The organism is Clostridium luticellarii, from assembly GCF_002995845.1.
Classification (GTDB): Bacteria; Bacillota; Clostridia; order Clostridiales; family Clostridiaceae; genus Clostridium_B; species Clostridium_B luticellarii.
The window spans coordinates 56,426-81,437 of record NZ_PVXP01000010.1 but is presented as its reverse complement, the minus strand read 5'-3'; the positions used below and the strand labels follow the sequence as shown (position 1 = coordinate 81,437).

Below are 25,012 nucleotides of genomic sequence, written 5' to 3'. Positions count from 1 at the left end.
ATAATATTGTATAGTAAAGTTAATTTACAATTATGGGAAAGGGAAATATTATGATAAAATATAACTTTGATGAAATTATTGACAGAGGAAAAACAGACTCTATAAAATGGTCTAAAAAATATCTTAAAGAAAACTTTGAAGATGAAAAAATTATTCCAATGTGGATTGCAGACATGGATTTTAAAGTAGCTGAGCCAATTGTCGAAATGATAACAGATAGGGCGCGGCATGGTATTTTTGGGTATGGTCATAAGAGTGCTGAATTTATGGAGGCTGCAGTTAACTGGCAGAAAAAGAGGAATGGATGGAATATTGAAAAGGAATGGATGCTTTTTACGCCGGGAATAATACCGGCACTCAATTTTATTGTAAAAACATTTTGCTGTCCAGGTGATAAAGTGATAATTCAAAATCCTGTCTATCATCCATTTGCCAATGTTATCACTAATAATGGCTGTCATATTGTCAATAATCCGTTGGTGCTCAATGATGGAAAATACGAAATGAATTTTTCGGGATTGGAAACAATTGCTCAGTATAGTAAAACTAAGCTAATGTTTTTATGCAGTCCACATAATCCAGTTGGGCGTGTATGGACAAGTGAAGAGCTGAAGCAATTAGGGGAGATTTGTTTAAAGAATGATATATTGGTAGTTTCAGATGAAATTCATTTGGATTTAATATACCTTCCCAATCGTCACATTCCATTTGGTAAGGTTTCTAAGGAATTTGAGATGAACTCAATTGTATGTACATCGTCTTCAAAGACATTTAATCTTGCAGGGTTACAGGTTTCTAACATTATAGTACCAAATGAAAAGTTAAGGAAAAAATTAAATCGTAAACTATCGTCAATCAATATCGCTCCAGGAACTTTTGCATCTGTTGCTCAAATAGCAGCATACAATAAAGGCGAGAAATGGCTTGAACAACTTATTATATATCTTCAAAATAATCTAGATTTTATTGATAAATTTCTAAAAGAACGAATTCCAAGAGTAAAGATGATTAGGCCGGAGGGAACTTATTTGGCATGGCTTGATTTTAGTGATTTTAACTTGACGGATATAGAGCTTCATCAATTGATGCGGAAGAAAGCTAAAGCGGAAGAAAGCTAAAGTTGTAATGGATGATGGTTATATATTTGGCGCTGGAGGAGAACATTTCCAAAGAATCAACTTTGCATGCCCCAAAACTATATTGAAGAAAGCTTTAGAGAATATTGAAAAAAGCTTGGAAGATATCAACTAAAAGCAGTGCAGATTGTATTTGCGCAAGAAAGAAGCAAATTGTCTAATTGGACATTGTAGGACTATTGTTAAGAAACAAAATAGAGTAATTGACTATTTATTTACAGAAAATGGATATGAACATTTAAAAGAGGTCATAAAAGGCTAACCATATATTTTATGATTTACAGTATGGAATGATTAAGGAGATGTAAAAAATGGGAAAAGTTAAAATGGAAGATGTATTACAAGCAATAGAATTAGCTGATGATGGGGGAAACTGTTATTATAATAAGATTACAGGTAAAATTATTTATATAGATGATGAGACAAGAAGAATGGCTGAGAATTATGATGAAGATGATGTAGAGAGGCTGCTAGAATGGCAGCTGGATGATGTTAAAGCTGCTATTGACGTGGAAGAAAATTGGGATAACTATATCTCATTGCCATCAAAATTTGATATTAATGAGTATGATATTATGGTTCAATTTTGTTATTCCTTAGATAATGATAAAATATCCAATAAACTATTGAATGCATTAAATGGAAAGGGAGCCTTTAGGAGATTCAAGGATGCAGTCATAAGATTTAATGTAGAAAAGGAATGGTACAAGTTTAAGGATGATGAATTTAATAAAATTGCATTAGATTGGTGTAGTGATAATGGATTGGAAATTAATAGATAAATTTTTTTGATAATTTCATTGAGATTAAATGTGATGTTTACAGAGCAATCAAGAAAATGAAAGGTAAAACTTATGGATGAAAAAATAGAAATACTATTAAAATTTGATAAAGAAAAATTAGCAGGGCTAGTTGTTGATCTTTTAAATAGACTTGATGAAACTGAAAAAATACAATTTATTTCTAAAAATATAGACGCTAAATTGGCTATAGAATCAGCTAATAAAAAAGGTGAGCTGGAATTTCTAGAAGAAGTTAAAGACTTTTATAAAAGCTGTCTTGAAGGGAAATATTATATAGAAGTTTATTATGATGATTATTTAGATAATTATGATGATGTGAATTTTGAAGATAGTGAGTGGGTACAAAAGTTTACTGAATACTTTAATACAGTTTTACTATATTCTAGAAGCAAAAATTATGATGTTGCTTTTGAAGTCTTTGAACTACTTTTAAATTGCATCTACAAAGCTTCTTTTGATGAAGAAATTCTAGGAACAGAAAACCCTGAATATTACATAGATATCAATTGGGAAGATGTATTTGATGAATACTATACCTGTATCATAAATTGTATAAAAGACAAGAAAGAAAGTATAGATAAGTGTTTTGAAGAATGGTTGAATTTTGGAGAAAAATGCGAAAAAGCTATGCTTTCACATATAAATGATATCTCTATTTTAGAAGAAATTATAAGAGAAAAAATAGAGTTATATGATGAATGGAGTAAACAACAGTTAATTTTTGAGCTCCTTAAAAACTTTTATGAAAGGTATGAAAAAGGATATAACAGAATAGAGCTTGCTAAAAGTTTTTTCAAATATAACGTTAATTTTTATTACGACATTGTAAAAGCATATTTTGAATTAGAAAGATGGAAAGAAAGTATAGAGTTAACTGAAGAGGCATTAAATAAGATTAAAATTCAATCAATAAGAGTTGAATTACAAAATATGCTTATAACTTCCCTTGAAAAATTAAATGATTTTCAGGGAGCATTCTGTGCTGCAAAAAATTTATTCTATGAAGATACTACTTATAAAAACTATAAAAAAGCCCATTATTTTGCGGAAAAGATCAATAACTTAGAAAGTTTTATGGGGGATTCTAAAAAACGACTAAGAGTTATGAAAAGTTATGGATCTACATGGATATTTATAAAGATTCTATCCTATGAAGGGAAAGTAGATGAGCTGTTAAAGGTTGTAGAGAAATCAAGTGGATATGATAAATATTATTATTTAAAATACACATGCAGATCTTTATTATACCGTTTATTTTATGATAAAAAATTAAGTTATGAAAATTTAAATGACTTTATATTAAAAACCGATGAATATGATGCAGAGGGCATTGAAGACATGTTAGTACTAAATGGAGATATAAATAAAAAAGATTTTTATATAGATGAAGCTACGAAAATACTTAAAGAAATGGTTAGTTTTCATATAGATGCTGCCAAAAGATCACGATATGCTAAGGCAGCATATTATTGTAGTATAATTAAAGAAATATTTAGTTTCCTTGATAAAGAAGATGAGTTTAAGGATTACTATGATGGAATTATAAGAGAAAACAATAGAAGACCTGCATTAAAGGACGAGATGAGGAAAAAAATAGAAGAGTGAAGGGAAAATATCTCATAAATATATGTATTGTGAGATAGCTTTTTAAACATTTACAGAATCTTTTTTATTATTTTATCTTTTTTAAGAATCTATACGTATAACTTGACTTCTATCAAATAGAATTTCATAAGATAAAATAATCAATATATTTCAGGAAATAAAAAAGTTGATCATGTACAAAATGGTTGAAGAAGTTATTGCTCTCTAATAAAAAAAGTGAGATTCCTGAAAATTTAAATTCAGTTAAATACAGCTGTTTATGGGAGTACTATATTAGGGTACAATATAGTAAAAGATATATCTATCGGAGTGGAAGTGTTATGGAAAAAATAAATCAGCAAAGTAGTTGATTCAAGCTTTTGTTGATTTTTTCAATATATAGTGATACAATGTAAAAAAGTTGAAGTTTGAGGTGAAAAGATGATTTAATTTTCTTGCTAATTTTTAAAGTACAATTGACAAAAAGATAAAAGGATGTATTTTGTTTATTTTGTCGTACTTATGCAAGAAAGTTATTCTTTTTTCTCTTAATATATACTCTTGTGTTATGCTATAACGATTAGCTTAATTAGTATATCTATGAGCTGTAAGAATGATAATTTCTTGCGGCTCTTATTTTTTATAGATAATTAGAATAAGGAGGATAATTAATATTATGAAAAACAAAGACACTTTGCTAACACATGATAATCTCCATATAAAGCCGGATACTGAAGGCGACATTTATATGAAGTAAATAAACACAGTCGCCTGTTGTTCCGACTTTGTTGTTTATACTATTAATTACAGAGGAGGACAAAAATATGTCTTTAATAAATGTTACAAACCTAACCTTTGCTTATGAAGATAGTTATGATAATATTTTTGAAAATATAAGTTTTCAAATTGATACAGATTGGAAATTGGGGTTTACCGGAAGAAATGGAAGGGGAAAAACCACTTTTTTAAATCTCCTGCTTGGGAAATACGAATATAATGGAAATATTTCAGCTGATGTGACTTTTGAATATTTTCCTTATAAGGTGCAGGAACAAGGAAATTTCACCATAGATATCATAAGGGAAATCAGTCCAAATTCAATGGATTGGGAAATAATTAAAGAATTATCATTGTTAGATATGGATTATGATGCTTTATATAGACAATTTTATACACTATCTAAAGGAGAGCAGACCAAAGCATTACTAGCTGCTATGTTTTTAAAGGAGAACTCCTTCTTACTTATTGATGAACCTACAAATCATTTGGATGTTGAAGCTAGAAAAAAACTAAGCAATTATTTAAAAAAGAAGAAAGGATTTATTCTGATTTCACATGATAGGTATTTTTTAGATAATTGCGTTGACCATATTTTGGCCATTAATAGAACTAATATTGAGATACAGAAAGGAAATTTTTCTTCATGGTGGAGAAATAAAGACTTACAAGATGGTTTTGAACTAGCAGAAAACGAAAAATTGAAAAAGAATATTAGCCGGCTTTCCAGTTCAGCAAAACGTACATCTGCATGGTCAGATAGTGTTGAAAGCAGTAAATATGGAGCTGCTAATTCCGGGAGCAAATTGGATAAGGGGTATGTTGGACATAAAGCTGCAAAAGTGATGAAGCGTGCTAAAAATATAGAAGCTAGACAACAGAATATGATTGAGGAAAAATCAAGGCTTCTTAAAAATATTGAATCCAATGAAAGCTTAAAAATAGTACCGCTTACTTTCCATGGTAAAAAGCTTGTGGAACTTGCGGATGTTTCAATTCAATACGATAATAGAATTATCTGTGAAGCAGTAAGCTTCACCATAGAGCAGGGTGAAAGAATTGCTGTTCAAGGGAAAAACGGCAGTGGGAAATCAAGTATATTAAAATTAATTTATGGAGAAAAAATCCCGCATAATGGAATTGTGAGGAAAAGTAGTCAGTTGATTATTTCTTATGTTTCACAAGATACATCAGATTTATATGGTAACTTGTCTGAATACGCAGATAAATATTGTATTGAAGAAAGCTTATTTAAATCAATTCTTAGAAAGCTTGATTTTTCAAGAGAGCAGTTTGAAAAGAATATCCAGGATTTTAGTGGAGGACAGAAGAAAAAGGTATTGATTGCAAGAAGTTTGTGTGAACAGGCACATTTATATATTTGGGATGAACCATTGAATTTTATCGATGTAATTTCTCGTATGCAGATTGAGAAATTGTTAATTGAATATCAGCCCACAATTTTATTTGTTGAGCATGATATTGCATTTTGTGAAAATGTTGCAACAAAAACTATAAAATTGAAGGGATAGAATGGAATTAATATGTTTAATATGAATATACAAGTAACACATAATAGGCTCCATGCAAAGTCAGATGTTTTAGGCGACATTTGCATGGAGTAGTATAAGTCGCCAATGCTGGCTTTGCTTCCTAACTATTAATAGCGAGGAGGAAGCCTACATGAAGCAGACAAAAACAAAATATGAAAAAATAAAACAAATAGTATCAGATTTAAATTTACCAAATTATAGATATATACAGCTTGCAAAAGCTATTTTTCGTCAAAGGATAGATAATTTTGATGATATGGCTATGTTGCCAAAAGTATTAAGGATAGCTTTAACAAATGAGTTTGGGAATAATGTATCTAGCTTAATACCTGTTTTTTCACAACATTCTAAGCAAGCTGAAAAATTGTTATTTGAATTGACAGACGGAAAGAGAATAGAGGCTGTTCGATTACAGTATAAACAGGGGTGGGAATCGTTTTGTATTTCTTCTCAATGTGGTTGCGGTTTTGGATGCCGTTTTTGTGCAACTGGAAGTACTGGATTTAAACGAAATCTCACTGCTGATGAGATAACTGATCAATTACTTTATTTTTATTTCTATAGACATAGTTTGAATAGTGTTTCATTTATGGGAATGGGTGAGGCTTTTGCAAATCCAGAGTTATTTGGTGCACTAAAAATTTTGACTGATCAAAATTTATTTGGTTTAAGTCAACGAAGAATTACGATTTCAACAATTGGTGTTATACCAGGAATTCAAAAATTGACCAAAGAATTTCCACAAGTAAATCTCATTTTCTCACTTCATTCACCATTTGAAAGTCAACGAAGCGATTTAATGCCTATAAATGAAAGATTTCCATTGCATGAGGTAATGAAGACATTAGATGAACATATTATTCATACGGGACGAAGAGTATTTCTTGCGTATATTATGCTTGAAGGGATTAATGATTCTAAAGAACATGCAAAGGCAGTTATAGGTTTGTTGAAAAATCGTGGTTCATGGGAGTATTTATATCATATTGATTTGATATCTTATAATTCTACGAATAAAACAACTTTTAAATTTCAACCATCGAGTGCTATCAACCAGTTTTGCAGTACATTAAAGGAAGCAGGCGTTAGTGCAACTGTTAGGACACAATTTGGTTCTGAAATTGGCGCTGCCTGCGGACAATTGTATTGTGAAAATGAATTGTGATGTTGGTTCGAAAATATTATTCTAAGAATAAGCCCTCTCAATTAAAAAAGAGGGCTAATTTTTAAGTGTTGACTTTCTATCAAAATACGTGTGGATATGATAATTTCATTAAAAAGCACAGCAGGAAGACTTTAGTAGCTGTGCTCTTATTAGTGTAGGTTTATTATATACTCTAAAAATTGCTATATCTTTCAAGTTAATTTTAGAAGCTTTTAAGAGGTTGTAATTGAATAATGAAATTCAAGAGTCGGTTAAGGCGAACAATCATCTTAATTGGCTTTTTTGTTTTTACATATAGGTAATTTTATTGTTGCTGACAGTCTATGTCAGTATGAATGTATATAATAGAAAATATAATATATAAATGCTGAGGACAGGGGTGTGTGGCGTGAATTATGAGGATATGGACAAAAAAACGGAAGTGAACAAAATGAAAAAAGCTATTATTGGGATTATCACATTATTGGTTATTGCTGCAGGCGGTTGTGGTTATTACTTTGAGGTATATTCACCACATGAAAAAGCCGTTACTCAGTTTGATACTGCAAAGAAAAAAGTTGAAGCAAAAAATAAGGAACTGCAAACATCGATTGATAATTCTGAAAAGTTGATAAATTCTAAGAAAGAAGCTTATGATACATCGGCATTAGGTAAGCTAAAATCAGCTGATAACAGTGCCAAGAAAGCATTAGTATCTGTTCCCGAAGTTCCTAAAAAGACTGATGCAATCGAAAAAGCTACCAAAGAATTAGAAAAGCCAATTGACTATTCAACACAAATTAGTGAATTGAAATCAGCTAGTGAAGCATTTGAAAACAGCGTGAAGCAGCTTAAGCAAATTACAAATCCAACAAGCGATTTTGTAATTCAAAGATTGAAGGAAGTATCTTCAATCACAGGAACGCAAGCAGTAACAGAAAATAATGATCCGAACGGTAATCTTAACAAACAAGGTGGATATACCGCTGCAGTTTATTTTACTGACAAAGATGTGACTGAAGAAGTGGATGGCAGAGATATTGTTGATAAAGGAACTGATGCAGGTGGATGTATTGAAGTCTATCCAACTAAGAAAGATGCAGAAACTCGTAATGCTTACCTAGCAGCGTTTGATGGAGCAGAAATGTTTAATTCTGGTTCTCACGAAGTACATGGAACAGTTGTGATCAGAACTTCAACCAATTTAACAGCGGCACAACAAAAGGATTTGACAAAACAAATTCTTGACAAGTTGATTGAGTTGAAATAGTTTATACCAAGAGCAATGGGTCGGTGTTTGACTCCCGGATTATCCTGTGATCAGGAAAGGCTGGGTAGTATTCCCATAAGTATTCATGTCCTTTCCTAAAAATTGGCATAAGAAAAGCACCTATCTTTCGATAGATGCTTTTGAGAATTAATATTCTATTCTTTATATCGTCCATACATTTGTTAATTTCAGTATCAAATTGTTTTTTGGTAAGTGAACCAAAGACAGTCGGAGCATTTGCAGGCAGTTTTATTTCAAATGGAATACCGCGTTGCAGTACAACTTGTCTTAAAAACATTCCTAAAATCGGCTTGTTGTAGTTATATAAGCTGATTTTTTATTACCTAGAATTAAAATGATTTGAGTTGATAAAATGATGCGCTTTTATGCCCGGGCAGGAATAATGTAATATAGAGAATCAATAATTATATGATTTATATTCAAAAATTTTAAATATTTAACTCTATTAAATTTCATGATATACTGAAATTAGTTATAGCAGATTCAAAACTATTGGCTAGTTTTAAGGCAATAGTAGTTTTGGGAGCGGTAATGATTATGTGTGTAAAAATCAGCAAATATTTAAAAGGGTATCGAAACAAGTACTCAGTGGATTATTGCTCTGACAATGGGAACAAAATACATCTGTTTGATTTTGATGAGAAAGAAATATTCCATGCTGAGGAGACTGGGGATTCATCGTTTTATAGGTATGACATAATGAGTCTTTTAGAAGAATTTAAGGTATTTGATAAGGTACAAGATAAGTTGAATGTACAGAAAAAGTCTTTTGAGCGAATGGTAATAGAGTCAGTTGAGGATTTTTATGAGTATGAGTTCAAAGATAATTTCACTAAAAACCAGTATAGGTTGCATTTGCGTAAGGAAAAAGAAAATGAGATTATAAAGTATATGATATATTATGAAGAAGAATATGATGAAAATTTCAATGATGAAGAGCATTTCAAAAAATGGTATGTAAATATAATCAACTATAACTACAATACAAATTTCAATACATATAATGAGGCTAAAAGATTTTACAAATCTCAAGGATGGAAAGAAATTAACAAGCAGAGGAATTCTAATCCTTATCATCTGACAGCGGAGGAAAGTGAACTTTTTAAGGAACTGCTTAAAGCAGGATTTACTAAACTTGCAAAAAAATATCATCCAGATGTAAAAGGTGACAGTGAGAAAATGAAAATGTTGAATTCTTTAAAAGAGAAACTTAAAAACGATTAAGTTTATTTACTATTTAATTAAAGTCTGTATCTAAAAATAAAAAAGTTAAGCATGTGCCAAAATGGTTGAAGAAGTTATTGCTCTTTAATAAAGAAAGGTGAGATTCCTGAAAATTTAAATTCAGTTAAGTACAGCTATTTATGGGAGCACTATATTAGGGTACAATATAGTATAAAGATATATTTATCGAAGGGGAATCGTTATGGAAAAAATAAATCAGCAAAGTAGTTTGTATAAGCAGTTTCTTAGGTATTCATATGAGGATTTAAAAGAACTGTTTAAAAAATCAAAGACAAAAGAAGAACAAGATTTTTATGCTGCTTTATCGGATTTAGTGCTTCAAAGAGAGCAAAAAAAGGTGATAGGTAAAGAGTAATGGCTATTTATACTATATTCGCAGGAGTAAATGGTGCCGGAAAAACATCCATATATAGATCTATTTATTATGAGAGAGATATAGAAAGAAGATACTATTAATCATTGAATAATTTAAAAAAGATACTGGGTATATGTAATGAAATAAATATATATGATAATACAAATGAATTTAAATACGCAGCCTATATATGCAACGGAACAGTTAAATGGAAAAGAAATACAATTCCCAATTGGAGTAGAAAGATTCTGCAATAAAAAAGCTAATATTTCTGCATAATTATATCTATAGCTTGTCTACTGATACGTGGAGTGTGTTGTATTGATAACAAGGGTAGAATATTTGATAAAAGCAGTGAATGGATGCATTATGTAATGCAGAATGGCATATGGTGGTTCAAAGTTAAAAATAAAGATAATTGGGAAGGAGGACAAAATGAAAAACAAAATAAGAGGTGATAAAGAAGAAATCACATCGGTTCATCTTCATTTGGAATTGAAAGATGAATACCTGACGGAATACCAGAAAATAATGCTTAAAAGATATGGAGAATCTTCTACGGGGAAGTCCATATGCAGAGATATTCTTATACCATCTGATATGCCGCTTCATAATCTACACTATACAATACAAAAACTTTATGGCTGGAGAAATTCACACTTACGCAGTTTTCATCTACCGGAAGAAATATATCAAAAACTGACCAGTGGCACTGTTAAAGGCTGGTCGGATTTAGTGGGAATTTTATTTCAGCCTCCGTCCGAATCAGAGGGAGATATTTTCTGGGATGATGATTATAAAAAAGGCAGTATAAGTGCATGGATTAAGAAGAAATATATTGGACCGTATTTTTATGGCGGAAAACTGGAGCATCCGGAAATTGCTAAAAGAGATGTGCAGCGGCTCATGGATGATTTTAAGATGATTGATGTTAGGGAGTCATTTAAAGATTACATAGAACGGACTAAAAAGGCTGAGGGCAAGGAGATTAAAATTTTGCGTAAAGCTCCTTTGATTGAGTTGACTCTTGAAGAAATGAATTCTTCTATTATCATTGAGGGTGGAACAAAAAACTTGTTGGAGAGATTGGAAGTTAGCAAGATTTTAGCAGGTAAACATGAACTGCTTGGTGAAAAAAGGTTGTTTCCGGTAGCAAAGGAGCTCATTTATAAATATGATTTTGGGGATAATTGGACTATTATCATAACTAAGAAAGACAATTACAGAGACCTGATTAAAGGCGGGCTTGTTTCGCATGAAGAGATTGTCTGTGCAAATGATACTGTGCTGAATGAGCATAGGCCGGTTTGTATTTATAAAGATGGAGTTTTTTTGATTGATGATGTAGGTGGACTAAGTGGATTTGCTAATTTTTTAGGGACTGTTTATGAAAGTGAAGACAAGGTAGAAAGTAATGAGCTTCGTGCTTGGTCAAAGAGACTTGGCTGGAGTGAAAAAAAGATTGCCAATAAAAGGATATTGTAGTATGATGATGGGCATAAAAATTGTATAACAATGAAATTGTAATTTTACCACGGAGAGAAGAGATTTTATTATGGATAAGACTAATCCGAAGAAAGCAGTTAAAGAATTGACCATGCTGTTGATGTATTTAACAAGATTTAAGGAACGTGATTATTTTGGATCAGATTTGGATATGGCTTGGAAGGGATATGATTTCGACATTATTAATGAACTGGATAAGGAAGATTATATCCGGCAGGGGAGCCATCGTTCTAAGTCTGTAGCAATTACAGATGAAGGCATGAAATTATCACGGGAATTATTGGCTAAATATAATATATCAGATTGGAAGTAGATATATATGGTGTAGCATTAATCTGTAAATATATACAAATTACAGCTACCCTCATCAAATCTAAATCTTGACAATATATAAGATTAGTACTATAATTTAGAAAAAATTAAATTTAAGAACTATGACAGGAATCAAGTAAATATATGATATTTAAAGAGAGTGATGTTTGCTGTAAATTCACAATACTCATGTATTGAAAACTCGTCCTTGAGTTATCGGTTGAAATACAAGTAGACTGTATCGGGTGAATCCGTTATTTTATAAAGAAAAAAATTTGGATGGTACCGCGGTATTGTTTCTCGCTCCAAGAGAAACAATACCGCTTTTTTATTTTGATGAAAACTTAATATTGTAAAAGTAATGCCAGGGATAAGTAAATACAGATATACTTTTAAAGAGAGTGCCCATGGTGAAAAAGCACATTTATACTGTATTGAAACTCACCCTTAAACTGCAATCTGAAAATTAGTAGGATTCTGCCGGCAGTGACGCCGTTAAAATATTCAAGTTATAAATTTGGGTGGTACCGCGATAGACCTTTCGCCCCATGGAAAGGTCTATTTTTTATGCTTGTTTTTAGAAAATAATTTTTACTGGCCAGTGAAATTATATATTAAATTTTTGTTTACTAAATGGAGGTATTTTAATGGAAGAAGTCAATTATATTTCTGAAAAAATGGATTATGTTCCAATATCCAAATTACACTATAAAATTTTATGGCTCATCGGTCTTGGAATATTTTTAGATGGATTTGATGTATATCTGGCAGGTGGAGTTTTAGGTGTGCTGTTAAAAAGTGGATGGTCAAGCATAAGCTTAAATGCTGCTTTTATTTCTGTAACTTTTTTAGGACTTTTGATAGGGTCACTTATTACTGGATTTTTAGGAGACAGTTTTGGACGTAAATTTTCTTATCAGCTGAACCTTTTGATATTTGGTGGAGCATCTCTTGTAGCTGCATTTTCCCCAAATATGATTTTTTTAATAGTCTGCAGGGGAATAATGGGAATTGGACTCGGTGCTGAAATTGTTACAGGATATGCACTGCTTGCAGAATTTGTGCCTTCAAAAACCAGGGGAAAGTGGATGTCCATGCTTTCGCTTATAACGAACGTTTCTACACCGGCGGCTGCATTTCTGGGATATCTTATAATACCACGGTTTGGCTGGAGATGGATGTTTGTATTTGTAGGTGTATTTTCCGTAATTGTATGGTATATGAGAAAAAGTATGCCTGAATCCCCAAGATGGTATGAATCCAAAGGAATGGAAGAAGATGCACAGCATGTTGTAAATATATTTTACCATGAAGCAGAGAAGGAGGCTGATAATTCCATAGCACAACCTAATGTCATAAGGAAGGAACATGATAAAGAATCGGGGAAGTTTAGTGATTTATTCAGTAAAAATATGATCTCGAGAACTATTGTAGGTTGTGTAGTGCTGATTGCAATAAATACTTTGATATATACTTTTGTAAGCTGGGCACCTACATTTTTCTTGAGAAAAGGCATAAATGTTTCTAAATCATTGGGATATACAACTATAATGATGATAGGTGCACCTCTTGGAGCGTTAATTGGGAGTTTTATTGTAGATAAATTAGGGCGTAAATGGTGCCTTACTATATTTATGCTTGCAGCAGGAGCACTTGGATATGCATATGCTTCACAAAATACTATGACTGTAATATTGACTATGGGTTTTTTCCTCACTGTAATTATATATATACTTCTTACACTTGGCCTTGCCATTTATGTTCCGGAATTGTTTCCCACAGACATAAGACTTAGAGGCTCAGGATTTTGTAATGCAGTAGGAAGGCTGGCAACTATATTCAGTCCTTATGGAGTAGCATGGATACTTAAAAACTATGATACCAGGACTGTTTTTATAGTACTTGGATGCATACTTGTAGTAGTGGCATTTATTATTGCTGTGTTAGGAGTTGAAACAAAACAAAAATCCCTGGATGAAATTTAAGTGCCTAAGTTTTGAAAGTATTGATTTTAATAATTCATTTTGTCCGGTTAGTATGTGTTAGAATAATAATATAGAAATATATGTTAACTCTCAGAAAAGTCCTGGAGTTCTTTATAACCAAGGGAGTTTTAATCTGTCAGGTAAATAATGATATAATTTATTTACCTGACAGATAAAAAAAGGGGGACATTGCATGCTTATAAAATTGCTGGATTTAGAACTGCAGAGACGGAGCGTAATTTTGAATGCGGCATTGAGAGAGTTTGTGCTAAAAGGCTATGAAAATGCTTTGATTTAACTAAATCGTTTCTTTATATGTGCAAGTATTATCTATTGATTTAAAATTTTTTAATATTATCCACAAAATCACAGCAAATATTACGGTAAATAATGGAAATAAAATTAATTCAATCGGCGAAACTGAAACACCGCTAATTGCCATGGAAATAGCCATCACATCAATAGCTAACAGTAATGTTATGCCCTTAATGATAATGATTGGGGCAAGCAAGTAACCTAAACTTTTCTTTCGCAATAGCAAAACACCACTTACTACAGTCACTGGAAGGACAATTCCTAAGTCCATTGCTTGAATAACGAAAGTAGTATAATGCTCCAAACCATTCACAGTATTATTACCAATGGTGGGAACGATTCTGCCTAACCACATCAAACTTATAATAATGCCGATAACGATGATGAAAATTCCAACAGGCTTACTGGGCATGGCGGCTGAAAAGCATTTCTCCAAATTCTGCAGTTGCTGTGAAGTAATATTGATTATAAATGCAAAAAAACGACAGTGACATCAGTAACACATAAATCAGAAAGAAATTGTTGTATATTGCTAAAAACGAATAGCTCATATAGGTGTATAGAAAATAACCTAATGTTCCTACCAACAACAATTTTCCTTTGAGGGACCTCTTGTTCAGAATCAACGAAACCAGCAGTAGGGGAATGGCAAAGACTAGTGTAACAACGTCTTGAGCTCTTACTTGTGCTGCCATAGATACTGATTCATTATGATATAATCCTTTCCCATAAAGCCTGACGGTTTCATTATGAATAGTCTGAATTGTTTGATTTTCATTGATAGCATTATTTGAAAAAAAACCATATGCAGAAGCAATTGATGCTAAGATGATAATGAAAATCACCAATAAGTTGCTTGTTTTATTCATCTTCATTACAGCCCTCCTTGATGTATGACATCAATATAGTAACTAGTTACCATTTACATTATAGCAACTAGTTACTATAATGTAAATGGATATAATGGATAAGTTTTTGTTAATGAAAGGGAAAACGTTATGCAGATTGATGATATGATTAAAAATTATAGCGGTGAGCGGGAAAAAGAAACACGTGGTATCTTTGCGAGTATATTTATTTTGCAAAATCGTCTGCAGACAATTTTTGATAAAGCCGATCCATTTCTTACATTGAAACAATTTATGCTGCTTGTGATGATAAAACATACAACTGGTAAAACCACCTTTACTCACTTGGGGAAATTGTCAGGTTCCTCCAGACAAAATATAAAGAAATTGGCTGCATCACTGGAGAAAAAAGGTTTTATAACCATTCGGAAAAATCCTGTTAATAAGCGAAACACCTCAATTCAGCTAACGGAAAAAGGTGATAGCTATTTTGAGGAAGTTTTTTATTTTCACAATGAAAAACTCAATAGCTTGTTTCATGAGTATTCTGATGAAGAAATCCATTTGTTTTACACTATGATTACCAGGTTGTATGCAGGTGTTGATAGTCAAGAGCAAAAGTATAAATAAAGCATTCCCATTGGATAAAAATATTCTGCAATATCATAAAAGTATTATTTGCCGGTGTTAATGGCGCTGGAAAAACATCCATATATAAATCTGTTTATTAGGAAATCATCCTAACAAAGAACTTCAAAAAGATTGGAAGGAACATGGAGAGTCAAACTTCACAATTGAGATATTGGAAAGGAGGATATTTACGAATGGATATAATTATAAGACAGGAAACTGAAAAAGACTGCAGACTTTCCGAAAAAGTGGTGGAAAAAGCATTTGAAAATGAAGAGCACAGTGATCATAGAGAGCAGTTTTTGGTAGCTAAATTGAGAAAAAGCGATGTATTTATACCGGAGCTTTCTCTTATTGCCGAAATTAACAAAAAAATTGTAGGTCATAGCCTGATGACAAAGCTAATTATTAAAGATGGTGAAAAGGAATACGAATCGTTGGCACTGGCTCCTGTTTCGGTTTTGCCTGAATATCAGAACAAAGGTATTGGAACAGGCTTGATTGAGGAAAGTCTGAAGCTTGCAGAAGAAATGGGCTTCAAATCTGTAATTGTTCTTGGACATGACAGGTATTATCCTCGATTTGGATTTAAACCTGCAAACACATGGGGGATTAAGGCACCATTTGATGTACCGGATGAATCGTTTATGGCATTGGAACTTGAGAAGGGAAGTCTTGATAACATTAAGGGAACTGTGGCTTATTGTAAAGAATTTTTTGAGTAAGGTAACCTGTGTCACCGCAATAAAAAATTCCGCGATGTACTTTTGGCTCTGCAAAATTCTGATGAAATAATTATACACATGAATCTTATATATAAGTCAACATTAGAGATAAAAATCGAAATTTATGAGGAGGAAAATCCCGTTATGAATATAAAAAAATTACTGACAATGGCAGTGAAGTAGCCATTGTCGGCGATTTTTCCGTCTACACAAGCAAGCCGCTGAAAGATTTTATATATGAAAGTAATAGGGGAAGAGATATTTTCTTTGTATCTTCTGAAGAAGATGCTGTTGATGGATTGAAAAAATTCTAAAGTGAAACTAGCTTGGTATGTTGATATTGAGCTAGTTTTTATATGATGATGGTATAATAAGGACGGGGCAAGGAGACTTTTTATGTAGTTATGAGTTATATTGGAGTTGATAATTGCCATACAGCAAAAGAAAGAGTTAGAATTAGAACTGTAAAAGGCGAACTTATAGGAGGATATTATGAAAATTTCAAAGAAAGATGCGCTGAAATGGTTTGAATTTTTTTCAACACTGCCTGAGGAAGAGGAAATTATGACAAAGCAGCAGGAGATTGTTTACTCTGCCTTTGCGCAAATTGAGGCAGCCATCGATTATAGAAATGATATGTTAATGTCGGAAATTAAGGGTTTGAAAAGCTTGAAGAACAGAACTTTTTTTGTGGGAAATGAAAGTAAATTTCCCCGGGGATGCCGTTCCTGCCTGCTGGGTACTGGTCTGAATGCAATCAGGAAAACCAACAAGTGCAACATTGAGTGCAAGTTCTGTTATGATTATGGAGAGCTGGAAAATATTCCTCCAGTGGGCGAAGGTATGTGGGAAATTGGAGGCACAAGATTTTATGACAGGGATATTGATTTGCTTCTTTCCATTCAGAAGAAACCCACTGGCATTTGCTATGTCTATTTAGAGCCGTTTATGGAAATAGAAAAGTACTATCCGGTAATAAGGAAATTTAGTGATGCTCAAGTTCATCAACATCTGTATACAAATGGCATTTTAGCTACAGAGGAAACATTGAAAGCATTAGGTGAAGCCGGCCTTGACGAGATACGTTTCAACCTGGGTGCTTCTGAGTGTTCGGACAAGGTGATTGAAAATATCGGAACAGCAAAAAAATATATTAAAAGTGTAGGTATTGAAACTCCAATGACTCCTGAGTTTTTCCAAATTTTTTTCATGAAAAAGCAGGACATCTTGGAGACAAAACTTGATTTTATCAATTGTGCAGAATTACACTTGAATGAGAATAACATAAACAATTATTATGGAGAAGACATGTATATTTCCAGGCAGGGTTACATATCTCCAATCTGGAGCAGGGAACTGACTTTGAAATTCATGAAAACAGCCGATGAAGAAAAGTGGGATTTAGTGGTTCATGATTGCTCGAACTATACAAAATTTGCCAGAGACTTGAACCTGAGCAGCAAGGAGGGCAAATGGTTCGGAGCCAGCAATTATGCCTGTGAGTTTTCCAGGATTCCATATGAAGCATTTTTACCCATACTGGGTGATGACAATTTCAAGTTTTTAAGTGAAGAAGAATTGCCTGAGGGCTATAAACCGGGTGAGATGATTTTTTAGAGGCCCTAAGCGGCATCATTAAGCTCAGAATATTGAAATATACAATGAATTTAGCTTGCAGCATGAACTTGGCATCTATTTAAGAAACATACTTCCTGCATATAAGGTGCAATTTGAAAGAAATGTGTCTTATTTTACAGGTGACAATATTGACAAATTTTTAATTGTCATTTAACATATATGATATGATGGCGTAGTAGTTAAAAAATATAAATTTTGCTGGCCTAAGAGTCGCATAACTGGCGGAAGTGGAGTTCACCACAGGGAGTGCGATTTGTAAATAAGAATACCGACCGCCTGGGTAAATATCCAGGTGGTTTTATTTTTTTAATATCCTGGATATTTAATTATATTTAAATTTTGAGGAGGTATTTTTATGTTAAAAAACTGGCAGGGATTTAATTTGGGAAGATGGACTGATGAAATTGACGTAAGGGAATTTATACAAAAAAATTATACGGAATACCATGGAGATAAAAGCTTTTTAGCACCTGCAACAGAAAAGACAAAAAAGCTTTGGGATAAAGCAAAGAAACTGATCATAGAAGAAATTAAAAAGGGAATTATAGACGTTGAAACTAATGAAGTTTCGGGCATAAATAACTTTAAGCCAGGATATTTGGATAAAGAAAACGAAATTATAGTAGGTTTTCAAACAGATGCCCCTTTAAAGAGAATAATGAATCCTTTTGGTGGAATGAGAATGGTTGAACAATCACTTCACGAATATGGATTTAAAATGAATGAAGATATAGAAAAATATTTTAATAAATATAGAAAGACTCACAATCAGGGAGTTTTTGATGCTTATACTCAGGCCACAAGAAAAGCTAGGACAGTAGGTCTTTTAACAGGGCTTCCAGATGCTTATGGCAGAGGAAGAATAATAGGTGATTATAGAAGAATAGCTCTTTACGGCATAGACTTCTTAATAGAGCAAAAGAAAAAAGATTTAGAGGAATTAGTGGGGCCAGCTGCAGAAGAATTCATAAGGCTTAGAGAAGAAGTATCAATGCAGATTCGTGCTCTGGGAGAAATAAAAGATATGGCAGCATCTTATGGCATAGACATATCAAAACCAGCTTCTAATGCTAAAGAGGCAGTCCAATTTTTGTACTTTGGATACCTGGCAGGAGTAAAGGAAAACAATGGAGCAGCTATGTCAATGGGAAGAAATACTACTTTCCTTGACATATATATGGAAAGGGATTTGAAAAACGGCCTTATAACAGAAGCAGAAGCTCAGGAATTAATTGATCAGCTTGTTATAAAGTTGCGAATGGTAAGACATTTGAGAACTCCTGAATACAATGAGTTATTTGCAGGAGATCCTAACTGGGTAACAGAGGCTATTGGCGGAATCGGCATAAACGGGAAATCCTTGCTTACAAAAACAGGTTATAGATTTTTACACACACTAACTAACTTAGGATCAGCACCGGAACCAAATATAACAATCTTATGGTCAGAAAAATTACCTCAAAGCTTTAAGAATTATTGTGCGGAAATGTCAATAAAAACGGATGCCATTCAATATGAAAATGATGATATAATGAGGCCTATATATGGAGATGATTATGGTGTAGCCTGCTGCGTATCTGCTATGGAAATAGGTAAAAGAATGCAGTTCTTTGGAGCAAGGGCAAATCTTGCCAAATCATTACTTTATGCTGTGAATGCAGGATATGATGAAAGGAAAAAAGCTAAAGATGGCAGTTTAATTCAAGTTGTACCTGATATAGAAAAAATGGACGATGAAGTTCTTGACTTTGATAAAGTAGTTAAAAGCTATGATAAAGTTATGGAGTATGTGGCAGACCTTTATGTAAATACAATGAATACAATTCACTATATGCATGACAAATATGCTTATGAAGCAGGACAAATGGCCCTTCATGATACAAAGGTTAAAAGATTCATGGCCTTTGGCATAGCAGGATTATCAGTAGCTGCGGATTCATTAAGTGCTATAAAGTATGCAAAAGTTAAACCTGTAAGAAATGAAGATGGAATAGCTGTAGATTTTAAAATTGAAGGAGATTTCCCTAAATACGGAAATGATGATTACAGAGTGGATGATTTAGCTGTACAGATATCTAAGAAGTTTTCAGACAAGCTTAAGAAACACAAAACTTATAGAGGTGCGCAACACTCATTGTCAGTATTAACTATAACATCAAATGTTGTTTATGGAAAGAAAACTGGATCAACTCCAGACGGAAGAAAATCAGGAGAACCTTTCGCACCGGGAGCAAATCCAATGCACGGCAGGGATAAAAATGGAGCATTGGCTTCACTTAACTCAGTAGCTAAGATACCATATAGAACTTACTGCCAGGATGGAATATCAAATACCTTCTCCATAGTACCAGATGCACTTGGAAAAGATTCAGAAACTAGAATAGTGAATCTTGCTGATATATTAGATGGATATTTTTCACAAGGGGCCTTCCACTTGAATGTAAATGTGCTTAATAGAGAAACATTAATAGATGCTATGGAAAATCCAGATAAATATCCCACATTAACAATAAGGGTATCAGGATATGCTGTTCATTTCAACAGGTTAACCAGGGAACAACAAAAAGAAGTTATAAGCAGAACCTTCCACGAAAAAATGTAATAATAAATATTATACCTGCTGCTTTTAAGACAGCAGGTATGTTTTATAATTACTATTTAGAGGGAATTCTACGTAAGGGGGTAACAAATAAGTATGACTATAGGTAAAATTCATTCCTTTGAAAGTATGGGATTAGTTGACGGGCCAGGTATAAGATCTGTAGTATTTATGCAGGGATGCTCTTTAAGGTGTGCTTATTGCCATAATCCAGATACCTGGAGTTTTCAGGGTGGAACAGAAATTACTCCGGAAGAACTTGTGAAAAAAATAAGCAGATTTAAGCCTTATTTTAAAAAGGGTGGAGGAGTTACTTTTTCAGGTGGGGAACCTTTGATGCAGCCATTTTTTTTAATAGAAACATTAAAATTATGTAAGGAAGCTGGAATCCATACGGCTGTAGATACTGCTGGATACGGTGAAGGAAAATATAATGAGATTTTAAAATACACAGATTTGGTACTTCTTGATATAAAACATGTAAATGATGAAGAATATAAAAAATTAGTATGCCAGGGGAAAAAAGGTTTTGATGAATTTTTAGAAACAGTTCAGAAATCTAACACTAAAATATGGATAAGGCACGTAGTAGTTCCCGGCATAACGGATTCAGAAGAACACATAAAAAAATTAGCTGAAATAATAAGAAACATAAAAAATGTAGAGAAAATAGAGCTCCTTCCTTACCATACTATGGGTGTCCAAAAATATGATAAAATGGGAATAGAATATAAGTTGTCACATTTAAAGTCTATGGATAAAGAAAAAGTGAATAAACTGGAAAAAATATTGAATAATGAATTAAGGTATTATTATTGTTCATAAAGTTTATTTTGGCGTAACAGCCATTAAGTTAATAAAAAAGGGGATGGGAATAAATGCTCTACAAAAATTAAGGAAATCAAGCAGAAATATCTATAAAGGAGGGCCTTCTATGAAAAACATTTTAATTATTGCTCCACATTTTAAAATTGAATATACAGCTAAAAAAGTAGCTGCCCGTTATAATGATGTGGATGTAAAACTGGCATTATTGAATCAATCAATTAAAATAGCCAGATTGGCGGAAAAAGAAGGCGTAGAGGCTATAATATCAAGGGGAGGTACTGCTTCTATTATTGAAAATACTGTTCAATCGGTACCTGTAATTAAAATGGAGGTTTCACCCTATGATTTGATAAATGCTGTGTACACCGCCAAAAAATATGGATCAAATATTTTTATTATTGGATTTCAAAATATTATTGAAGGAGTTGGCTTATTAAGAAAAATTTTAAATGTAAATATACATATTTATTATATCAACGATGAGCACGATGGAGAAAGATATATAAAAAATTTAATTAATTCCGGTGAAAAAATAGATGTGATTCTTGGAGGAACGGTTGCTGAAAATCTGGCTTTGAAATATAATATTCCCACTGTTTTATTAGAAACAAGTGCTGTAACAGTGGATTCCAGCATTAAAGAAGCTAGAAGAATTATAAAAAGTACACGCAAAGAAAAACAAAAAACGGAGCAATTTAAAGCGATTTTAAATTATATCAGTGAAGGCGTAGTTTCTATAGATTATACTAAAAGAGTTATTACTTTTAATTCTGCCGCCAGTAAAATGCTGGGTATTCCCATTGAAAAGGCTCTTGGACATCCAGTTGATGAATTAATACCGAATACCATGCTTCCTGAAGTTTTAAATCAAACCGAGTCCGAACTAGGGCAGCTGTTCCAAATTGGAAAAACCCAGATTGTCACTAACAGGGTACCTGTAATTATAAATAACAAAACAATCGGGGCTGTAGAAACATTTCAGCATATAACTAAAATTCAGGAGTACGAGGAAAAAATCAGAGGTAAGCTCTTATATAAAGGCAATATAGCTAAATACAGCTTCTCGGAAATCATAGGTGAAAGTGAAGCTTTGATTAAAACTAAAGAGAGGGCAAAGATGTATGCTGGTACCGATAGTACAGTATTAATTGTCGGGGAAAGTGGAGTTGGCAAAGAGATGTTTGCACAGGCAATACATCTGGAAAGTCGAAGAAAAAAAGGACCTTTTGTGGCAGTAAACTGTACTGCAATATCTCAAAACCTATTGGAAAGTGAACTTTTTGGATATGATGAAGGGGCATTTACTGGAGCTAAGAAAGCAGGTAAAGCGGGGCTTTTTACTGAAGCTCATGGTGGAACCATATTTTTAGATGAAGTTGAGGATATTGATATTGAATTACAGGGCAAATTGCTGAGAGTGATTCAAGAAAGAGAGGTTAGGCCGGTAGGCTCCAACAGAGTGATTCCCATAGATATACGTATAATTGCTGCCACTAATAAAAATCTTTTGATTGAGGTTGAAAATGGAAAATTCAGAAGAGATTTGTATTACCGGCTGGATGTTTTGAGATTGAAAGTGCCTTCTTTAAGGGATAGGGGAAAAGATGATATTAAACTGCTCAGCAGCTATTTTGAAGATAAAATTTCATCCAGGTACAATAAAAAATCAGTTAAAATCTCAAATGATGCTTTAGATAAACTGCAGCATTATCATTGGCCTGGAAATATAAGAGAGTTGGAGAATATAATTGAAAGCCTTGTGGTGCTAAATGATAGTGTGATAACTGGTGAGGATGTAGAGAAAATAATAGATGAAAAGCTGGAAGGTAAAAATTCCGAATGTGAAGAAAATAATTCTGATCATACCGATGATCTGGAGGAAGTTAAGAAGAGACATATTAATAAAGTTTTAGATGAATGCAGGGGGAATCGGACTCTGGCAGCCAGCAGACTGGGAATTAGCCGTACACAATTGTGGCGCATTTTAAATGACAAGTAGAAGTGAAATTGGAAATATGTGCTGCATTAGGATTGTTTAGTTTTCCATAGGTGATGTTTTATTTAATCCATAGATTTTAAAATAAAAGCAGTTGTTACATTATGTAATAAATAGTTGCATAATGTAACAACTGCTTTTGCTGTAACTGATACATCAGCTGGTTATTATAGATAAGGCAAAATCATTGCAGATAAATATGATGTTGACTGACATGCAATTCTTGTAAATATTGATATTGCTTGGTTTTAAAATACAATTTCCTATAAAAATTATGTTATTTACTTTTACTTAATGCTAACTTTATTGTAAGAAAAATAAGTAAACAGCAGCTTTATAAAATTTTGGCATGATTTTTGCTGTTATAGAAATGGTGTAATCATTTACGGAAGTAAAAAGGCAGATCAATCACATCATACACTGTAGTTTTATCTGTCTGAAACTTATCCAGTTTATTAAAAAATTTTAAGGAGGAAAACAGATGCATGCTATTGAAAAAATTTTAGCTAAAGCCGCAGGAAAAGATAAAGTAGAAACAGGAGAAATAGTTACCTGCAAAGTAGATTTTGCTGAAATTAACGATCTTTATCTTCAGACAGTATATTCTTTTTATGAAATGGGGGGTGAGAAAGTCTGGGATAATGAGAAGGCAGCTTTTGTATTTGATCATTATGCCCCGGCACCAACTATACAGACTGCTCAAAATCATAGTGAAATGAGGGCTTTTGCTAAAAAACAAAACTTAAAATACCATTTTGATATTAATAAGGGGGTCTGCCATCAGGTTATGCCTGAAGCCGGGCTGGTTTGGCCGGGAATGATTCTTGTTGCAACAGATTCTCATACTACCACTCATGGAGCTTTTGGAGCTTTTGCCACAGGCCTTGGAGCTACAGATATGGCAACGGTATTGATTTCCGGGGAAATTTGGTTCAGAGTGCCTGAAATAATAAATATACAAATAAATGGACAACCTCAAAAAGGAGTTTACGCCAAAGATGTTATTCTCTATATACTTGGAAAACTTAAATCAGATGCAGCAGTATACAAGGCAATAGAATTTACGGGAAGTTATATTGATGATCTAGGTGTGGCAGAAAGAATGACCATATGCAACATGGCTGTGGAGATGGGAGCCAAGACAGCTTATATGAAGCCAAATGATAAGGTTTTAGAGTATTTAAAGGAAAGAACAGATAAGAAATTTGAGATTCAGGAAACAGATGATGACTTTGAATATTCAGAGACCCATGTTTTTGATATAAGTGAGTTGTCTCCACAGATTGCAGTACCTGACAGTGTTGACAATGTCTATTCTGTAAAGGATGTTAAAAAAGTAAATGTCAACCAGGCCTTTATAGGATCCTGCACAGGAGGAAGATTGGAAGATATAGAAGAAGCGTACAGGGTTCTTGATGGCAGGAAAATAAATAATGATGTAAGGCTCATTATTATACCGGCATCAACAGAGATATATCAAAAAGCAATGAAGCTTGGGTATGTACAATCTCTTATGGCTGCAGGTGCAACTTTTACAGCAGCTGGCTGCGGCCCCTGTTTAGGAACTCATGAAGGGCTGATTGCAAATGGTGAAGTATGTATAACAGCTACAAATAGAAATTTTCCAGGCCGTATGGGAAGCACAGGAGCAAAAATATATCTTGCTTCACCTGCTAGTGTGGCTGCTGCAGCATTGACCGGTAAGATTGCTGATGTAAGAGAAGTATTGGGGAGGTAGAAAA

22 protein-coding genes, 1 pseudogene, 1 riboswitch and 2 other annotated features are annotated in these 25,012 nt (G+C 33.0%); of the genes and pseudogenes, 21 read left to right on the top strand and 2 right to left on the bottom strand.

Annotated features, from left to right (window positions below; translation table 11 throughout):
* Positions 1-50 precede the first annotated feature (50 nt).
* From CLLU_RS05705 to CLLU_RS05650, 12 genes and pseudogenes are all read left to right on the top strand, one after another.
* Positions 51-1,118 (top strand): MalY/PatB family protein, encoded by a 1,068-nt coding sequence (locus CLLU_RS05705; protein ID WP_338078768.1) that lies wholly within the window; start codon positions 51-53, stop codon positions 1,116-1,118.
* 329 nt (positions 1,119-1,447) lie between these two features.
* Complete coding sequence (locus CLLU_RS05700; protein WP_106008603.1) at positions 1,448-1,918, top strand: UPF0158 family protein; 471 nt, start codon at positions 1,448-1,450, stop codon at positions 1,916-1,918.
* A gap of 72 nt (positions 1,919-1,990) precedes the next feature.
* Complete coding sequence (locus CLLU_RS05695; protein ID WP_106008602.1) at positions 1,991-3,544, top strand: hypothetical protein; 1,554 nt, start codon at positions 1,991-1,993, stop codon at positions 3,542-3,544.
* An 803-nt stretch (positions 3,545-4,347) separates the two neighbouring features.
* Positions 4,348-5,832 (top strand): Lsa family ABC-F type ribosomal protection protein, encoded by a 1,485-nt coding sequence (locus CLLU_RS05690; RefSeq protein ID WP_106008601.1) that lies wholly within the window; start codon positions 4,348-4,350, stop codon positions 5,830-5,832.
* A 151-nt stretch (positions 5,833-5,983) separates the two neighbouring features.
* The gene (locus tag CLLU_RS05685) at positions 5,984-7,018 is read left to right on the top strand and encodes a Cfr family 23S rRNA (adenine(2503)-C(8))-methyltransferase (RefSeq protein ID WP_106008600.1); all 1,035 of its coding nucleotides are present in this window, start codon (positions 5,984-5,986) and stop codon (positions 7,016-7,018) included.
* Between the two features lie 388 nt (positions 7,019-7,406).
* Positions 7,407-8,267, top strand: a complete 861-nt coding sequence (locus CLLU_RS05680) for an EbhA (RefSeq protein WP_242977494.1) — start codon at positions 7,407-7,409, stop codon at positions 8,265-8,267.
* Positions 8,268-8,780: 513 nt separating this feature from the next.
* A complete protein-coding gene (locus CLLU_RS05670; protein WP_106008599.1) occupies positions 8,781-9,512 on the top strand; it encodes a hypothetical protein in 732 nt (243 codons plus the stop codon).
* 202 nt (positions 9,513-9,714) lie between these two features.
* Complete coding sequence (locus tag CLLU_RS18870; RefSeq protein ID WP_170065736.1) at positions 9,715-9,888, top strand: hypothetical protein; 174 nt, start codon at positions 9,715-9,717, stop codon at positions 9,886-9,888.
* Positions 9,888-10,145 (top strand): annotated as a pseudogene (locus CLLU_RS19085) (hypothetical protein). Before CLLU_RS18870 ends, CLLU_RS19085 begins: the two are co-directional and overlap by 1 nt.
* A 178-nt stretch (positions 10,146-10,323) precedes the next feature.
* A complete protein-coding gene (locus tag CLLU_RS05660) occupies positions 10,324-11,373 on the top strand; it encodes an IS1096 element passenger TnpR family protein (protein WP_158255885.1) in 1,050 nt (349 codons plus the stop codon).
* Positions 11,374-11,443: 70 nt separating this feature from the next.
* Complete coding sequence (locus tag CLLU_RS05655; RefSeq protein WP_106008597.1) at positions 11,444-11,707, top strand: DUF6429 family protein; 264 nt, start codon at positions 11,444-11,446, stop codon at positions 11,705-11,707.
* A gap of 112 nt (positions 11,708-11,819) precedes the next feature.
* Positions 11,820-12,017: a binding site (T-box leader), on the top strand.
* Between the two features lie 41 nt (positions 12,018-12,058).
* Positions 12,059-12,258, top strand: a binding site (T-box leader).
* A gap of 95 nt (positions 12,259-12,353) precedes the next feature.
* A complete protein-coding gene (locus CLLU_RS05650; RefSeq protein ID WP_106008596.1) occupies positions 12,354-13,691 on the top strand; it encodes an MFS transporter in 1,338 nt (445 codons plus the stop codon).
* Between the two features lie 298 nt (positions 13,692-13,989).
* Here the strand turns inward: CLLU_RS05650 and CLLU_RS19080 are convergent, their stop codons facing one another.
* Positions 13,990-14,319, bottom strand: coding sequence for a hypothetical protein (locus tag CLLU_RS19080; protein WP_242977493.1), 330 nt, complete (start codon positions 14,317-14,319; stop codon positions 13,990-13,992).
* A gap of 88 nt (positions 14,320-14,407) precedes the next feature.
* On the bottom strand, positions 14,408-14,881 hold the full coding sequence (locus CLLU_RS19075; RefSeq protein ID WP_242977492.1) for a hypothetical protein: 474 nt from the start codon (positions 14,879-14,881) through the stop codon (positions 14,408-14,410).
* A gap of 123 nt (positions 14,882-15,004) precedes the next feature.
* Between CLLU_RS19075 and CLLU_RS05640 the strand changes: the two genes are divergently transcribed.
* The 9 genes from CLLU_RS05640 to CLLU_RS05600 all read left to right on the top strand — a co-directional run bounded on the left by CLLU_RS05640 (position 15,005) and on the right by CLLU_RS05600 (position 25,008).
* Entirely contained in the window at positions 15,005-15,484 is a 480-nt protein-coding gene (locus tag CLLU_RS05640; protein ID WP_106008595.1) for a MarR family winged helix-turn-helix transcriptional regulator, read from the top strand.
* Positions 15,485-15,678: 194 nt separating this feature from the next.
* Complete coding sequence (locus tag CLLU_RS05635; RefSeq protein WP_106008594.1) at positions 15,679-16,209, top strand: GNAT family N-acetyltransferase; 531 nt, start codon at positions 15,679-15,681, stop codon at positions 16,207-16,209.
* 158 nt (positions 16,210-16,367) lie between these two features.
* Complete coding sequence (locus CLLU_RS19430) at positions 16,368-16,523, top strand: DUF4180 domain-containing protein (RefSeq protein WP_106008608.1); 156 nt, start codon at positions 16,368-16,370, stop codon at positions 16,521-16,523.
* Positions 16,524-16,613: 90 nt separating this feature from the next.
* Positions 16,614-16,739 carry a hypothetical protein gene (locus tag CLLU_RS19305; protein WP_268905665.1) on the top strand — a complete coding sequence of 42 codons (126 nt, stop codon included), beginning with the start codon at positions 16,614-16,616 and terminating at the stop codon, positions 16,737-16,739.
* Positions 16,702-17,826 (top strand): radical SAM protein, encoded by a 1,125-nt coding sequence (locus tag CLLU_RS05620; RefSeq protein WP_106008593.1) that lies wholly within the window; start codon positions 16,702-16,704, stop codon positions 17,824-17,826. Before CLLU_RS19305 ends, CLLU_RS05620 begins: the two co-directional genes overlap by 38 nt.
* A gap of 225 nt (positions 17,827-18,051) precedes the next feature.
* Positions 18,052-18,136, top strand: a riboswitch (ZMP/ZTP riboswitch).
* A gap of 66 nt (positions 18,137-18,202) precedes the next feature.
* The gene (gene pflB / locus CLLU_RS05615) at positions 18,203-20,449 is read left to right on the top strand and encodes a formate C-acetyltransferase (RefSeq protein WP_106008592.1); all 2,247 of its coding nucleotides are present in this window, start codon (positions 18,203-18,205) and stop codon (positions 20,447-20,449) included.
* Between the two features lie 93 nt (positions 20,450-20,542).
* Positions 20,543-21,271 carry a pyruvate formate-lyase-activating protein gene (gene pflA, locus CLLU_RS05610; RefSeq protein ID WP_106008591.1) on the top strand — a complete coding sequence of 243 codons (729 nt, stop codon included), beginning with the start codon at positions 20,543-20,545 and terminating at the stop codon, positions 21,269-21,271.
* A gap of 109 nt (positions 21,272-21,380) precedes the next feature.
* Positions 21,381-23,273 (top strand): sigma 54-interacting transcriptional regulator, encoded by a 1,893-nt coding sequence (locus CLLU_RS05605; protein ID WP_106008590.1) that lies wholly within the window; start codon positions 21,381-21,383, stop codon positions 23,271-23,273.
* Between the two features lie 478 nt (positions 23,274-23,751).
* The gene (locus CLLU_RS05600; RefSeq protein WP_106008589.1) at positions 23,752-25,008 is read left to right on the top strand and encodes a 3-isopropylmalate dehydratase large subunit; all 1,257 of its coding nucleotides are present in this window, start codon (positions 23,752-23,754) and stop codon (positions 25,006-25,008) included.
* Positions 25,009-25,012: the final 4 nt, after the last annotated feature.